Genomic DNA, 14,367 nt, shown 5'->3' on the forward strand with positions numbered 1-14,367 from the left:
GACATTTCGTCAGTCCGTTGAGGTCGCGGCACCTACTATGCCGCACCACCAGCCCTCGATGCGACGGTACAAGTCGGCGCCCTTCAGGACTTTGATCACGAGGCAGCCGCGGTAACCGTCACCGGTGTTCTTGCGCACCGTCTTCGGGTTGTGCTTCTTGAGCGTCGTCTTGTTGAACATGGAGGCGTCGGCGTCGACCAGGTCGGCCCAGTAGCGCTCGGCTCCGCCCACATCGGCGTTCTCGTGGATCATCACGGTGAACCGCAAGCGCTCCCGCTCCACTTTGAGCAGGTCGAGCCACGCCAGAAACACCCTGATCATGCCAGGGTCGCTGTTGACGAAGATGACGTTCTCGCGGCGGTCGTACGGCTTGTCCTTGGTGCCCTCGGCCCAGTAAAGACCTACGCCCAGCAGGAACAGCTCGCGCGTCGACATCCCGCCGACCGACCGCTCGGCCTCTTCCTTCGTCCGCTGCCGCTCCTCGTCCCGGATGCGCAGCTTCTCCTCCCAGCCCTTGCGGGCGATGGCCGCCGCCCCCTCGGGGGTTCGTCGGCGCTCCGGCTTCGGCAGATCCCGCACCCACAGCGACACGGAGCTGCGCGAGCAGCCCAGTTCCGCCTCGATCTGGTCGTACGTCCAGCCCTGGAGCCGTAGCTCCCGTGCCCGCGCTCGCAGGTCGTCCTTCGCCCTCGGGCGCTTCGTCCACTCCGGCGGCGGTTCGCCCTTCACCAGTTGGTTGAGGATGTCGTTGTTGTAGATCTTCAGCTCGTCCCGGATCTGGCGGAGGCTGTGGCCGGCGCGGCGGAGGGTGATCGCCTGCTCTCGCAGGGTCTCGAAGTCGGCGTATTTGCCTGGTGAATGTGCCATACGCATACCGTCCGGACGGAATGCCGGGTTCCGGGGTCGAACGGCGGAGGTTCACCAGTTCGAGGGATAGCGGGTGGTTTCGAGGTCGTTCGGTTACCAAGGGTGGCGTGTGGAGGTAGGCGAAAGTCACCGGAAATGCCGCACCCGGCGCCCGTAGGCTGGAGCCATGACCACGACGGGGGAAGACCACGGAAGGGCGCTGACCGGCCCTTGGTGGTGGGTGAGGCGGCGCAGCGCGGTGTTCGACGGGGGCCTCGCGCTGGTGTCCGCCCTGGAGTGCGCGGCGGAGGGGATTCCGTTCGCGCGGGACGCGGGGATCCCGGCGTCCGTGGGGATCGTGTTCGGTCTGGTCGCCGGTTCGGTGCTGCTGGTGCGCCGGAAGTGGCCGATCGCGGTGGTGCTGGTGGCGATCGCGATCACGCCGGCCCAGATGGGTTTCCTGATGGGCGTGGTCGGTCTGTACACGCTGGCCGCGTGTGAGCTGCCGCGGCGGATCATCGGGGCGTTGACGGGGATGTCGCTGCTGGGGACGGCGGTGGTGACGTTCGTGCGGGTGCGGCAGGGCATGTCGCGCGGGGATCTGACGCTGGGTGACTGGTTCGTGCCGTTCGCGGCGGTGACGACGGCGTTGGGGCTGACGGCTCCGCCGGTGTTGCTGGGGCTGTACGTGGGGGCGCGGCGGCGGTTGATGGAGAGCTTGCGGGAGCGGGCGGACAGTCTGGAGCGGGAGCTGCAGTTGCTCGCGGAGCGGGCGGAGGAGCGGGCGGAGTGGGCGCGCAACGAGGAGCGGACGCGGATCGCCCGGGAGATGCATGACGTGGTCGCGCACCGGGTGAGTCTGATGGTGGTGCACGCGGCGGCGTTGCAGGCGGTGGCCCGGAAGGATCCGGAGAAGGCGGTGCGGAACGCCGCGCTGGTCGGGGACATGGGGCGGCAGGCGTTGACGGAGTTGCGGGAGATGCTGGGGGTGCTGCGGGCGGGGGAGGACGCGGGGCGGCGTGCGGCGTCGGCGCCGTTGGCGGTGGTGGGGGAGGCGGCTGCCGCGGCGGCGTCCCGGGTGGCCGAGGCGGAGGGGGCGGTGGAGGGGCCGTGCCTGTCGGAGCTGGATGAGTTGATCGGGCAGTCGGCCGCGGCGGGGATGGTGGTGGATCTGTCGGTCGAGGGGGAGGTGCGGTCGTATCCGGCGGAGGTCGAGCAGACGGCGTACCGGGTGGTGCAGGAGGCGTTGACGAACGTCCACAAGCATGCGGCGGGTGCGAAGACGCGGGTGCGGTTGGCGCACCGGGTGTCGGAGATCGCGATGCAGGTGGAGAACGGGCCGCCGCCGGAGCCGGCGTCGGCGTCGGCGGTGGGGCTGCCGTCGGGTGGGAACGGCCTGGTGGGGATGCGGGAGCGGGTCGTGGCGCTGGGCGGGGTGTTCGTGTCGGGTCCGACGGACGCGGGGGGTTTCCGGGTGTCGGCGGTGATTCCGGCGTAGGGGGCCGGCGGTGGGGCGTACCGGGGCGGTCACGGGCGGTGGACCGGGCGCCGGCCGGCGGGGTGGGGTGTGCCGGGGTGGCGGTGGGTCGTTGCGTGTGCCGTGGGGTCAGCCGGCTGTGAGGCGGATCGGTTGGATGCCGGTGATGAGGGTGGCCAGGGCGTGGTCGATGTCGGGGCCGAGGTACCAGTCGCCGGTGTGGTCGATGGTGTAGACGCGGCCTTCGGCGTCGATGGCGACGAGGGCGGCGTTGTCGGTCTCTTCGCCGAGGGGGCTGAGTTCGGTGCCGAGGGCGCGGCCGAGGTCGCCGAGGGTGCGGGCGTGGTGGAGGCCGTGGAGGGGGTCGACGTGGAGGCCGGCGGGGGCGATCTGGCGGCCGGGGCCGGCGGGGGTGATGCTCAGGCCGCCGAACTCGGCCCAGGCTTCGACGGCGGCGGGGAACACGGTGTGCCGGTGTCCGGCGGGTGAGGTGTGTGCGCGCAGGGCGTCGGCCCAGATCTCGGCCTGCTTTATGTCCCAGCGTCCGGGTTGCCAGCCGGCGGCGCGCAGGGCGGCGTCGACGGGTACGGGGAAGCGGGTGGTGGAGGTGCGGTCGGGGTGCATCTGCCCTTCGATCGTCGTGCGTGCTGGTGGTTCCGGTGGTGCCGGTGGTCGCCGGGGGTCAGTCGCCGGTCGCGGTGGAGTCGACGATGCGGACGCCGAAGTGGGCGCTGAGGGCGGTGCAGGCGCGGCAGGGGGCGGCGAAGCTGCCGTGGAGGGGGTCGCCGTCCTCGCGTATGCGGCGGGCGGTGAGTTTGGCGTGTTTGAGGGCTTTGCGGGCTTCGCCGTTGGTCATGGGTCTGCGGGCGGCGCGTTTGCTGCGGGCGGCGTCGGCGGCGGCGATGTGCCGGGAGATGAGGATGGTCTCGGCGCAGCGGCCGGTGAAGCGGTCGCGCTGGTCGCTGGTGAGGGTGTCGAGGAAGTCCTGGACGAGGGGGTGCAGGGCCGGGGGCTGGTCGCTGCGGGCGGCGGTGCCGGTGAGGGTGGCGCCGCGGACGGAGAGGGCGGCGGCGACGGCGGGCAGGATGCCGTCGCGTCGGTGCCGGAGGGTGGGGGCGGGGGGTGTGTCGGTGCTGCTCCAGTCGATGCGAGGGTCGCCGGCCCGCACGTCGGTACCTCCGGTCCGCAGAGCATTCATGGTCGTTCTTCCCTCCCCGGGCATCCCCCCGAAGGACACAGGGTGCCAAATGCCGTGGCTGGTGGGGAAGCTGGGGCGGTGCGACACGCCCGTGTCCGGGCGGGCTGTGACGGTGGGGTGACGGCTGGTCACGGTGGTGCGGGGCGTGGGGTGCCGGTGGGGGCCGGGGGGTGCCGGGGTGGGGATGCGGTGGGCCGGTGACCGGGGGTGGCGTACCGCATAGGCTGTCGCCATCCGCGATCGACACCGCCGTTCAGGCCAGAGAGAACGCCGCAGGGGGCAACCGCCATGACGACAGGTCGGCTCGGGCTGGGTGTGCCGCCCAGCGGCCAGGCCGGTGGACAAGCCGCGCCGCCGAACGCGGCCTACGCCGGGCAGGTCGTGCACTTTCCGGATCCGGTCCGGGCGGCACGTCACCCGAGAGGGGTACGGGTCGACGAGCGGGGTTACCCGGATTTCTCGCCGTACGCGCGCGTGGCGGTGGAGATCGCGGAGCCGCCGGAGGGTTTCGGGGTCGACGAACTGCGGCTGACGGACTACGTGTCGGCGAACGCGGCGCTGGCGGCGGCGCGGCACGCGCTGTGGGACACGGTGCCGGATGTGGCGACGCCGCACGGCTGGACGTGGCATCACGTGGCGGGTACGCGGCGGCTGGAGCTGGTGCCGGTCGAGGTGAAGGCGTTGCTGCGGCATCACGGCGGGGTGGCGACGGCGCCGGTGGACCACGGCAAGCGCGGTACGCGGCCGTTGCAGGAGTCGCGGCCGGCGCATTTCGGGCTGCCGAAGTCGGGTGTGGCGGTGACGGAGGCTCAGGTGCAGGGCGTCGAGGAGGACCTCGGCTACCGGCTGCCGGGCGCCTACCGTTCGTTCCTGAAGGCGGCGGGCGGGTGCGCGCCGGTCGGCACGGCGCTGGACGCCGAGTTGGGGCTGCTGCTGGACCAGCCGTTCTTCACGGTGCGGGACGAGGCCGCGGTCAATGATCTGGTGTACGTGAACAAGTGCCTGCGCGACCACCTGACGAAGGACTACCTCGGTGTGACCTTCGTGCAGGGCGGGCTGCTCGCGGTGAAGGTGAGGGGCGAGCGGGTCGGTTCGGTGTGGTTCTGCGCGTACGACGACGTGCGGGACGTCGATCCGTCGTGGTCGCCGGGGGAGCGGGTGGAGCGTCTGCTGCTGCCGTGCGGCGATGACTTCGACGCGTTCCTGTCCCGGCTGGCCGGCAGCCCGCCGGAGTTGGAGACGGTGGCCCATCTGATGGTGGACGGCGGTTTCGCCCGTGTCGTCCCGGTGTCTTCCGGCTCGGCGTCTTCGGGCCCGGTGGGGGAGTGAGCTGCGAGCGATGGTGACGTACGCGCAGGCGCAGGAGCGCGCCGAGGAGTGGATCAACGGCGACGTGCCCGCGTACCAGCACCGTGAGGTGCGGGTGCGGGAGTTCGAGCTGGGGTTCGTGGTGTGGGGCGAGGACCGGGCGGAGGGTCCGCGGTCGGACGCGGGCGGCCAGCGGCTGGTCATCGCCCGGGACAGCGGGGAGGCGACGCTGTGGCCCGCGCTGCCGGTGGGTGAGGTGATCCGCCGGTACGAGGAGGAGTACGGCCGTGCCGGCGAGCCGCGGGACGCGGTGCCGGCGCCTGCCCCCGCGCGGTTGGACCTGAACCAGACGTCGTTCCTGCTGACTCCTCCGGAGTGGTTGCAGGAGGCGGCGGACAAGCTGGGGCCGGTGGAGCGGCGGACGGAGGACGCGGGTTCGCCGGGCCCGGCCGCGGAGGCGTCCCCCGACCGGAGTCCGGCTCCGGCTGCCGGCCTGGCCTCTGACGGGGTTGCGGCCGGTGGCGCGGCCTCTGACGGGGGTACGGCCGGTGGCCTGGCCCCTGACGGGGGTACGGCCGGTGGTGCGGCGTCGGGTGCGGCGTCCTCCGGCGGGGTGGGACCGGCCGGGGCGCGGGCCGGGGTGCCCGTGGGAGCGGATGTGCCCGCGGGGGCCACGCCGTGGGCCGGTACCGACACGAACGCCGGGTCCGGTGAGGACGACCGTTCCGTGCCGCTGCCCGCGACGGTGTTCGCTCCGCCGTTGGGCGACGCGGACGAGGCGCCGCGTCCGCCCGCGGTCGCGCCGGACGCGCCGACCGCGCTGATGTCGGGCGGCAGCCAGTTGCCGCCGACGGCGGTCGCGCCGGCGCTCGATGTGCCGGGTGCGCCGGGCGTCGGACAGGGCAGCATGCCCCCACCGCCGCCGGGCACGCCGGCGTACGGCCATCCGCACGTTCCACCGGCCCCGGGTACGCCCCCGGCGGGTGCCCCGCCCTACCCGCCGGCGCAGGGCACTCCGCCTCCGCCCCCCGCGCCCGCCGGTGCGCCGGGTGCCCCGGCGTACGGCTATCCGCAGGCGCCGCAGCCTCCGGCGGCCCCGGGTGAGTCCGCGCGTCGGCTCGCGCCGAACGCGGGGGAGATCGCGGACGCCGCGACGAGCAAGGCGGCGCCGCCGAAGAAGGCGCGCGGTGGTACGGGCGCGCCGCCTCCGCCGCCGGGTACGCCGGGTACGCCGGGCGCGCGGCCGGGGAGCGCGGCCACGCCGCCCCCGCCCGCGGGCGGGTACGTGCCGACGCGGCTCGTGTCGTCGCTCGGGCCGGAGGGCCCCGAGGCGCAGGGCGGCGAGGGGAACGCGGACGGGGCGCAGGCGCCGGGTGGGGTGCACCACGCGGCCACGGTCCTGGCCGACCCGAGCCGGCTGGGCGGGCCGGCACCGCAGCATCCGGGCGCGCCGGGTGCGCCGAACCCGTCCGGTGCCTCCGGGGCTCCGGGCGCTCGGGGTATGCAGAACCCGTCCGGCGTCCCGGGGACTCCCGGCGCGCCCCAGCCCCCGGCTGCGCCCGGCCGTCCGGCCGCCCCCGGCGCTCCGCAGCCTCCGAGCGCTCCCGGAACCCCCGGAACTCCCTCCGCTCACGGTGCCGTGCACCACGCGGCGACCGTCCTGGCCGGTCCGCCGGTGGCCGGGCCGGGCGCACCCCCGCCGCCCGCCCCCGGCGTGCCGGGCGCCCCGGGCACGTCCAACCCGCCCGGCGCCCCAGGTGTGCCCCCGGCACCGGGCGCCTCCGCCATGCCTCCCGGCGCTCCGGGCGGTCAGCCGCCCGTGCCGCCGGGTCCCGGCATGCCCCCCGGCGCCCAGCCGCCCATGGCTCCGGGCCCCGGCATGCCCCCCGGCGCTCCGGGCACTCCCGGCATGCCCCCCAGTGCCCCCGGCGTCCAGCCCCCCATGCCTGCGGGCGGCATGCCGCCGGGTGGGCCCTTGCCCGGGCAGGGGGCGGCGTACGGGTATCCGCAGCAGGGGCAGCCGACGGTCGGGCCCGGTTACCAGGCCGTGCTGCGGTACCGCGCGCAGGACGGGTCCGAGCAGCAGCTGATCCGGCGTTCGGCGCCGGGGACGCCGCATCCGGAGTGGCAGATCTTCCACGAGCTGCGGGCGATGAACGTGCCGCCGGACCAGGTGCTGGAGCTGCACACGGAGCTGGAGTCGTGCGAGCTGCCGGGGGCGTACTGCGCGCGGATGATCCGGGAGCAGTGGCCGCAGGCGAGGATCGCGAGCATCGCGCCGTACGGCACGGACCACGCGAGCCGGCAGCAGGGCATGCGGCAGTTGCTGGCGCACCAGGGCGAGTTGCACCAGGTGGCGGACGGTCCCGCGCGGCCCGCGCCGGTGCGGGCGCCGCTGCCGCCGGTGCAGGTGGCGCCGCCGGTGCCCCCGGAGGGGATCGCGCAGGAGCTGGCCGGGGCGTTCGGGCCGGGGATCTTCCGGTTCGAGCAGCAGGCGGTGTCCCGGCAGGGCGTGCCGCCGATCGTGGCGCACACCCTGGTCGTGGCGGGGCTGCCGCTGGACATGGGCCCGTTCTTCTGGGCGCAGGCGCAGCCGGGCCGCCCGGTGCCGACGCTGGCGGAGCTGGCGGCGGAGCGCGGGGTGCGGCCGGCGGCGGACGCGGGGTCGTACCTCGTCATGGGCACCGACTTCGGCAAGGCGATCTGTGTGCAGTACGGGACGGCGAACATCGTGGCCGTGCCGGTGGAGGCGGGGCCGGGCGGTGCGCCGGTGCCGCCGCAGTTCGTGAACACGGGGCTGCCGGAGTTCACCCGGTGTCTGGCGCTGCTGGGCCGGATGTGGCGCCTCAGGTACGGGCTGAACCAGGAGCAGGCGGGCCGCTGGACCGTCGACTTCCAGGCGCAGCTGGCCGCCCTCGACCCGGCGGCGCTCGGTTCGCCGGAGAGCTGGTGGTCGGTGCTGCTGGAGCAGATGTGGGACGGGTTGTTGTAGCGCAGTCGCCGCCCGGCCGCCGGGTGTGAGCATTCGGGCCCCGCACGCGTGCGTGCGGGGCCCGGCGCGTTCTCGGTGAGAGCCGTACGGGGGCCGGCGCGTTGGCCGTGAGGGGGCCGTTCGGAGCGGTGGCGTGACGGGTCTGCGGAGTGTCGCGTTATGAACCCTTACTTCCCATCCATCAAGATATGCACGAAATCATCCTGTCGTGCAGGTCCGGTGGAGAGGGGTCCCCAGGGTGAGCAGCGCATCGATGCCCCCGCACGGCTTCATGACCGTCCGGGGGCGTGGCTACCGTCCCGACCAGGTCGAGGCGTACCTGGAGGCGCTGTCCGAGGACCGGGACGCCGCCTGGGAGCGTGCCGCCCGGCTGACCGTGCTCGCCAGGGAGATGGGGGCGGAGGCCGCGCTGTTGCGCGAGACCGTCGCCGAGCTCCCGCCGCAGACGTACGAGGAGCTCGGGGAAGGCGCCCGGCAGTTGTACCAGTTCGTGCTCGACGAGGCGGCGGACCTGCTGGAACGCACCCGGCGCGAGGCCGCGGAGGAGGTCGCGCGGGCCGAGGCGGACGCCGAGCGCGTACTCCAGGAGGCGCGGGAGGCGGCGGACGCGGTCCGCGCGGAGGCCGACGAAGACGCCCGTCAGTGGCTGCTCGTCGTGCAGGCCGAGGCCGAGGGCATCCGGGTGGCCGCCCGGCGCGCGGTGAAGTCGGGGCGCATGGAGGCGCTCGCGGAGTTGCGTGAGGCGCGCCGGCGCACGGACGACATGCTCGCCGAGCAGTCCCGGGAGCACGCGGCGCGCTGGGCCCGGGCCGAGTGGGAGGAGGCCGAGCGGATGGCGGAGCTGGACGCCGGGCACGCCGAACGGGCGAGCCGGGCCGAGGCCGCGCTGGCCGAGGGCGAGCGTGCCCTCGCGGAGGCCGAGGAGTACGAGCGCCGCTCCCCGGAGGAGGCGAGCGCGCGTGCCGCGGAGATCATCGCCGAGGCGCGCGCGCAGGAGGAGCGCATCGCCGGGGAGACGGAACGGGTGCTGCGCGAGCACGGCGAGCTGTGGGACGAGATGCAGGCGCACATGGACTCCGTGCGCGAAACCCTCGTCTCGCTGACCGGCAGGGTGGTCCTGGAGTAGCCGTCCGGCCGGGCGCGCGCGCCCGCGTCCACCCGCCCGGGTTCAGTCCTTGAGCACCGGGAACCGCCGGGGCGCCACCACCAGCAGCACCACGAAGGCCAGGGCCGCCGCGCCCGCCGCGCCGAGGTAGACCGCGTGGACCGCGCCGGCGATGGCCCGCCGGGTCGCCTCGGGGGCCGTACCGTCGTCCAGCGCGCGCGTGACGGAGTCCAGGTCGCCCGCCCCGCCGAGCCGCGCGGCCAGCACGCCGTTGGCGACGGCGCCGAACAGGGAGGCGCCCAGGGTCTGGCCGGTCTGCCGGCAGAACAGGACCGACGCGGTCGTGGTGCCCCGCTCCGACCAGCCCACGGTCGACTGCACCCCGACGATCAGCGGTAGCTGGAACAGTCCCAGCGCCCCGCCCAGCAGCAGCATCAGCAGCGTCGGCTGCCACCACGACCCGGGGTACGGCAGGAACGGGAACGCGAACAGGATCAGCGTCGCCAGGCCGATGCCGAGCAGCGCGGTGTCCCGGAAGCCGATCCGCCGGTAGACGTGCTGGCTGAGCGCGGCGGACACCGGCCAGCTCAGCGTCCACACCGACAGCACGAACCCGGCGGCCACCGGTGCGAGCCCGAGCACCGACTGCGCGTACGTCGGCAGGAACACGCTCGGCGCCACCATCAGCAGCCCCAGCGCGCCCAGCGCCAGATTGACGGCCGCGATCGTCCGGCGCCGCCACACCCAGCCCGGGATGATGGGCGCCGCCGCGCGCCGCTCCACCCGCACCACCACGGCGACCAGCGCCAGACCGGTGCCGAACAGGGCCAGCGACGGCGCCGACAGCCACGGCCACGCCACCCCGCCCTGCACCAGCGCGGTCAGCAGCACCCCGCCGCACGCGAACACCGCGAGCGCGCCGGCCCAGTCCACGCGCGCGTGGCGCGTCTCCTCCCGCTCCGGCTCGTGCAGGTGACGCACGATCAGCCACAGGGCGGCGGCGCCGATCGGCAGGTTGACCAGGAAGATCCAGCGCCAGTCGGCGTAGGCGGCGAGCACCCCGCCGAGCCCGGGACCGGCCACCGCGGAGACCGCCCACACCGTGGAGAGCTTGGACTGGATCTTCGGGCGCTCCGCCAGCGGGTACAGATCGGCGGCCAGCGTCTGCACGGTGCCCTGCAACGCCCCGCCGCCCAGGCCCTGCACGATCCGGAAGGCGATCAGCGCCCCCATGTTCCAGGCGAGGGCGCACAGCAGCGAGCCGAGCAGGAACACGGCCGCGCCCACGACCAGCACCGGCTTGCGGCCGAAGGTGTCGGACAGCTTGCCGTACACGGGCAGGGTGACGGTGACGGCGAGCAGGTAGCCGGAGAACAGCCACGAGAAGACGGAGAACCCGCCGAGGTCGCCGACGATCTGCGGTACGGCCGTGGAGACGACGGTGGAGTCGAGCGCGGCCAGTGCCATCGTCAGCATGAGCGCGGCGACCACCGCGCCCCGCCGCCGGGTGTCCTGCCGCCGGCCGGCTCCGCCGCGTACCGCCGGTGTCGCACTCCCCACCGCACACCCCTCCCGTGGCCCCTGCCGGACGCTACCCCGTGCCCCCTGCACGTATCACCGCGACGACAGCTTCCCACGGCGGGCGGCGCTTGACCCTGACGCGGCGGAAGGGTGGAGGGTTCGCGCACCGAAGGGTGGAGGGGACCCCGAGAACGGCTCCACCCGGCGGTGGAGCACCCCTAGGGGTTCCTCCGTACTGCGGCTCGGGGAGGGTTCGTCCGGGCGGAGGACGAGAGCGGCCACCGGCGCTCCTTAATCTGGCTTTACGCCGCTGGGGGGCGGCGGACCGCACCGGCGGGGGTGGGGATTTCCCCCGGGCGAGACGGGGCTCCGCACCAGCGCGCGACACCCCCGCCGGCCGCGAGACTCATCGACGTAACCCAGGACGACGCCCGGAGCACCGGGGCGTCGACCACGACCTGTCAACCGACATAGGAGACATACCGTGACATCGGCTGTGACCATTCCCAGGCACGGGGGCACTGGAGGGACTACGGCCGTTGCCGCGCGGGCGCGGCAGGTCGTGAAGGCGTACGGGTCCGGCGAGACCCGTGTCGTCGCCCTGGACCACGTCGACGTGGACATCGCCCGCGGCCAGTTCACCGCGATCATGGGCCCCTCCGGGTCCGGCAAGTCCACCCTGATGCACTGCCTCGCAGGCCTGGACACGGTGACGAGCGGCCGGATCCACCTGGACGAGACCGAGATCACCGGCCTGAAGGACAAGAAGCTCACCCAGCTGCGCCGCGACCGGATCGGCTTCATCTTCCAGGCGTTCAACCTGCTGCCGACGCTGAACGCGATCGAGAACATCACGCTGCCCATGGACATCGCCGGCCGCAAGCCCGACCGGGCCTGGCTGGACCGCGTGGTGGAGACCGTCGGGCTCGCCGGGCGCCTCAAGCACCGCCCCACCCAGCTCTCCGGCGGCCAGCAGCAGCGCGTCGCCGTGGCCCGCGCGCTCGCCGCCCGCCCGGAGATCATCTTCGGGGACGAGCCCACCGGGAACCTCGACTCGCGCGCCGGAGCCGAGGTCCTGGGCTTCCTGCGCCGCTCGGTGGACGAACTCGGCCAGACCATCGTCATGGTCACCCACGACCCCGTGGCCGCCTCCTACGCCGACCGCGTGCTCTACCTCGCCGACGGCCGGATCGTCGACGAGATGTACCAGCCGACGGCCGAGCAGGTCCTGGACCGCATGAAGGACTTCGACGCCCGGGGGCGCACGTCATGACCGTGCTGAAGACCTCGATGCGCAACTTCCTCGCGCACAAGGGCCGCATGGCGCTGTCGGCGGTCGCGGTCCTGCTGTCGGTGGCGTTCGTGTGCGGCACGCTGGTGTTCACCGACACGATGAACACCACCTTCGACAAGCTCTTCCAGGCCACGTCCTCGGACGTCCAGGTCAGCGCCAAGGGCTCCTCCGACACCGGGGAGACCACCTCCCGCACCGGCAAGCCGCCCGTGCTGCCCGCCTCCGTCGTCGGGAAGGTCCGCGAGGCCCAGGGCGTCAGGTCGGCCGAGGGCACGGTGTTCTCCACCTCGGTCACCGTCATCGACGCCGACAAGGACAAGCTGTCGCCCACCAGCGGCGCGCCCACCATCGTCGGAAGCTGGAACGGCAACGACGCCCGCACCATGGAGATCACCTCCGGTACGGCGCCCAAGGGCCCGGACCAGGTGATGGTCGACGCCGACACCGCCGGCAAGCACGACCTGAAGCTCGGCGACGAGATCAGCGTGATCACGGCCGTCGGCACGCACCACGCGCGCGTGTCCGGCATCGCCGCCTTCAAGGTCACCAACCCCGGCGCCGCGATCTTCTACCTGGACACCGAGACCGCCCAGCGGACCCTCGTCGGCCGGACCGGCGTCTACACCGACGTCAACGTCATGGCCGCCCGGGGCGTGACCGACGCGCAGCTGAAGAAGAACGTCACCGCCGCCCTCGGGCACGGCTACAAGGTGCAGACCGCCAAGGAGGTCGCCGACGCCAACCAGAAGGACGTCCAGAGCTTCCTGAACGTCATGAAGTACGCGATGCTCGGCTTCGCCGGGATCGCCTTCCTCGTCGGCATCTTCCTGATCATCAACACCTTCTCCATGCTGGTCGCCCAGCGCACCCGCGAGATCGGCCTGCTGCGCGCCATCGGCTCCTCCCGCAAGCAGGTCAACCGGTCCGTGCTGGTCGAGGCGCTGCTGCTCGGCGTCCTCGGCTCGGTGCTCGGCGTCGGCGCGGGCGTCGGCATCGCGGTCGGCCTGATGAAACTCATGGGCCAGATGGGCATGAACCTGTCCACCGACGACCTCACCGTCGCCTGGACCACCCCCGCGATCGGCCTGCTCCTCGGCGTGGTCGTCACCGTCCTCGCCGCCTACCTGCCCGCCCGGCGCGCCGGCAAGGTCTCCCCGATGGCCGCACTGCGCGACGCCGGCGCCCCGGCCGACGCCAGGGCCGGCGCCGTCCGGGCCGTGACCGGCCTGCTGCTGACCGCCGGCGGCGGCTGGTGCCTGTACACCGCCGCCACCGCCGACCAGGCCAAGACCGGCTCGGGCTGGCTGGGCCTGGGCGTGGTGGCCACGCTCATCGGCTTCGTCGTCATCGGCCCGCTGCTCGCCGCCGGACTGGTCCGGATCCTCGGCGCGGTCATCCTGCGGATCTTCGGGCCCGTGGGCCGCATGGCCGAGCGCAACGCGCTGCGCAACCCGCGCCGCACCGGCGCCACCGGCGCCGCCCTGATGATCGGCCTCGCCCTGGTGGCCTGCCTGTCGGTGGTCGGCTCCTCCATGGTGGCCTCGGCCACCGACCAGCTCGACAAGACCGTGGGCACCGACTTCATCATCCAGGGCGAGCAGGAGTACAACCTGATCAAGCCGCAGATGGTGGAGAAGATCAAGGCCACGCCCGGCCTGGAGCGGGTCACCGAGTACAAGCTCCTGGACGCGTCCCTGACCACGCCGGACGGCCGGGTCACCAAGAGGGAGACCATCAACGCGGCCGACGCGACCTACGTGCAGGACCTGCGCACCAAGACCGTCGCCGGTGACCTCGCCGACGCCTACGAGCCCGACTCGATGTCCGTCTTCGAGGGCTTCGCCAAGGACCACGGCATCAAGCTCGGCTCCACGGTCGCCGTCCACTTCGAGGACGGCCGCACGGCGAAGCTGACCGTCCGCGCGATCACCAGCGACGAGGTCGTCGTCGACAAGGGCGCGATGTACGCCTCCATCGCCACCGTCGCCAAGTACGTCCCGGCCGACCGCATGCCCCTGGACCAGCTGATGTTCGCCACCGCCAAGGACGGGCAGGAAGCCGCCGCCTACAAGGCGCTGAAGTCGGCGCTGCGCGACGACCCGGCGCTGACCGTGCGCGACCAGACCGACTTCAAGAAGGCGCTGAAGGACCAGATCGGCCAGCTGCTGAACATGATCTACGGCCTGCTGGCGCTCGCGATCATCGTCGCGGTCCTGGGCGTGGTGAACACCCTGGCCCTGTCGGTGGTCGAGCGGACCCGGGAGATCGGCCTCATGCGGGCCATCGGCCTCTCCCGCCGCCAGCTGCGCCGCATGATCCGCCTGGAGTCCGTGGTGATCGCCGTCTTCGGTGCCCTGCTCGGCCTGGGGCTCGGCATGGGCTGGGGCGCGACCGCCCAGAAGCTCCTCGCCCTGGAGGGCCTGAAGGTCCTTCAGATCCCCTGGCCGACGATCACCGGCGTCTTCGTCGGCTCGGCCTTCGTGGGCCTGTTCGCCGCGCTGATCCCGGCGTTCCGCGCGGGCCGCATGAACGTCCTGAACGCCATCGCGACCGACTAGCGGGCCGGCCGCGCGGGCAGGGCCGACGGCCACCGCACACGGGGGTGCGGCGGGTGGACCCGGTGCGG

Annotated in this window: 10 protein-coding genes; 6 read left to right on the forward strand and 4 right to left on the reverse strand. The window is 73.6% G+C overall.

The genetic code is table 11. The features are described 5' to 3' along the window. Positions 1-9: 9 nt before the first annotated feature. A complete protein-coding gene (locus AQJ11_RS27225) occupies positions 10-867 on the reverse strand; it encodes a helix-turn-helix domain-containing protein (RefSeq protein ID WP_059264730.1) in 858 nt (285 codons plus the stop codon). 166 nt (positions 868-1,033) lie between these two features. Between AQJ11_RS27225 and AQJ11_RS27230 the strand changes: the two genes are divergently transcribed. After that, positions 1,034-2,344, forward strand: a complete 1,311-nt coding sequence (locus AQJ11_RS27230) for a sensor histidine kinase (RefSeq protein ID WP_041665257.1) — start codon at positions 1,034-1,036, stop codon at positions 2,342-2,344. A 108-nt stretch (positions 2,345-2,452) separates the two neighbouring features. Here the strand turns inward: AQJ11_RS27230 and AQJ11_RS27235 are convergent, their stop codons facing one another. Further along, positions 2,453-2,947 carry an SUKH-3 domain-containing protein gene (locus AQJ11_RS27235; RefSeq protein WP_014673188.1) on the reverse strand — a complete coding sequence of 165 codons (495 nt, stop codon included), beginning with the start codon at positions 2,945-2,947 and terminating at the stop codon, positions 2,453-2,455. A gap of 58 nt (positions 2,948-3,005) precedes the next feature. Further along, positions 3,006-3,521: a YwqJ-related putative deaminase gene (locus AQJ11_RS27240; RefSeq protein WP_041665256.1), complete on the reverse strand. Its 516-nt coding sequence runs from the start codon at positions 3,519-3,521 to the stop codon at positions 3,006-3,008. A 288-nt stretch (positions 3,522-3,809) separates the two neighbouring features. On the opposite strand from AQJ11_RS27240, the gene AQJ11_RS27245 reads away from it, so the two are divergent. The 3 genes from AQJ11_RS27245 (at position 3,810) to AQJ11_RS27255 (ending at position 8,947) form a co-directional block, all read left to right on the forward strand. Beyond that, positions 3,810-4,850: an SMI1/KNR4 family protein gene (locus tag AQJ11_RS27245; protein ID WP_015493269.1), complete on the forward strand. Its 1,041-nt coding sequence runs from the start codon at positions 3,810-3,812 to the stop codon at positions 4,848-4,850. 10 nt (positions 4,851-4,860) lie between these two features. Continuing rightward, on the forward strand, positions 4,861-7,821 hold the full coding sequence (locus AQJ11_RS27250; RefSeq protein WP_059264732.1) for an SUKH-4 family immunity protein: 2,961 nt from the start codon (positions 4,861-4,863) through the stop codon (positions 7,819-7,821). 238 nt (positions 7,822-8,059) lie between these two features. Next, complete coding sequence (locus AQJ11_RS27255) at positions 8,060-8,947, forward strand: coiled-coil domain-containing protein (RefSeq protein WP_015493267.1); 888 nt, start codon at positions 8,060-8,062, stop codon at positions 8,945-8,947. Positions 8,948-8,989: 42 nt separating this feature from the next. Here the strand turns inward: AQJ11_RS27255 and AQJ11_RS27260 are convergent, their stop codons facing one another. Continuing rightward, the gene (locus AQJ11_RS27260) at positions 8,990-10,486 is read right to left on the reverse strand and encodes an MFS transporter (RefSeq protein WP_059264734.1); all 1,497 of its coding nucleotides are present in this window, start codon (positions 10,484-10,486) and stop codon (positions 8,990-8,992) included. 445 nt (positions 10,487-10,931) lie between these two features. On the opposite strand from AQJ11_RS27260, the gene AQJ11_RS27265 reads away from it, so the two are divergent. Continuing rightward, positions 10,932-11,720 carry an ABC transporter ATP-binding protein gene (locus AQJ11_RS27265; RefSeq protein ID WP_059264736.1) on the forward strand — a complete coding sequence of 263 codons (789 nt, stop codon included), beginning with the start codon at positions 10,932-10,934 and terminating at the stop codon, positions 11,718-11,720. Continuing rightward, positions 11,717-14,299 carry an ABC transporter permease gene (locus tag AQJ11_RS27270; RefSeq protein ID WP_059264738.1) on the forward strand — a complete coding sequence of 861 codons (2,583 nt, stop codon included), beginning with the start codon at positions 11,717-11,719 and terminating at the stop codon, positions 14,297-14,299. Before AQJ11_RS27265 ends, AQJ11_RS27270 begins: the two co-directional genes overlap by 4 nt. The last annotated feature ends 68 nt before the right edge of the window (positions 14,300-14,367 follow it).

The sequence above is a fragment of the Streptomyces corchorusii genome (assembly GCF_001514055.1).
GTDB classification, from domain to species: Bacteria; Actinomycetota; Actinomycetes; order Streptomycetales; family Streptomycetaceae; genus Streptomyces; species Streptomyces olivaceoviridis.

What these genes read in the sequence shown, in the direction of transcription:
- AQJ11_RS27225 (WP_059264730.1), bottom strand. Translation starts at nt 867, where the DNA reads ATGGCACATTCACCAGGCAAATACGCCGACTTCGAGACCCTGCGAGAG.
- AQJ11_RS27230 (WP_041665257.1), top strand. Translation starts at nt 1,034, where the DNA reads ATGACCACGACGGGGGAAGACCACGGAAGGGCGCTGACCGGCCCTTGG.
- AQJ11_RS27235 (WP_014673188.1), bottom strand. Translation starts at nt 2,947, where the DNA reads ATGCACCCCGACCGCACCTCCACCACCCGCTTCCCCGTACCCGTCGAC.
- AQJ11_RS27240 (WP_041665256.1), bottom strand. Translation starts at nt 3,521, where the DNA reads ATGAATGCTCTGCGGACCGGAGGTACCGACGTGCGGGCCGGCGACCCT.
- AQJ11_RS27245 (WP_015493269.1), top strand. Translation starts at nt 3,810, where the DNA reads ATGACGACAGGTCGGCTCGGGCTGGGTGTGCCGCCCAGCGGCCAGGCC.
- AQJ11_RS27250 (WP_059264732.1), top strand. Translation starts at nt 4,861, where the DNA reads ATGGTGACGTACGCGCAGGCGCAGGAGCGCGCCGAGGAGTGGATCAAC.
- AQJ11_RS27270 (WP_059264738.1), top strand. Translation starts at nt 11,717, where the DNA reads ATGACCGTGCTGAAGACCTCGATGCGCAACTTCCTCGCGCACAAGGGC.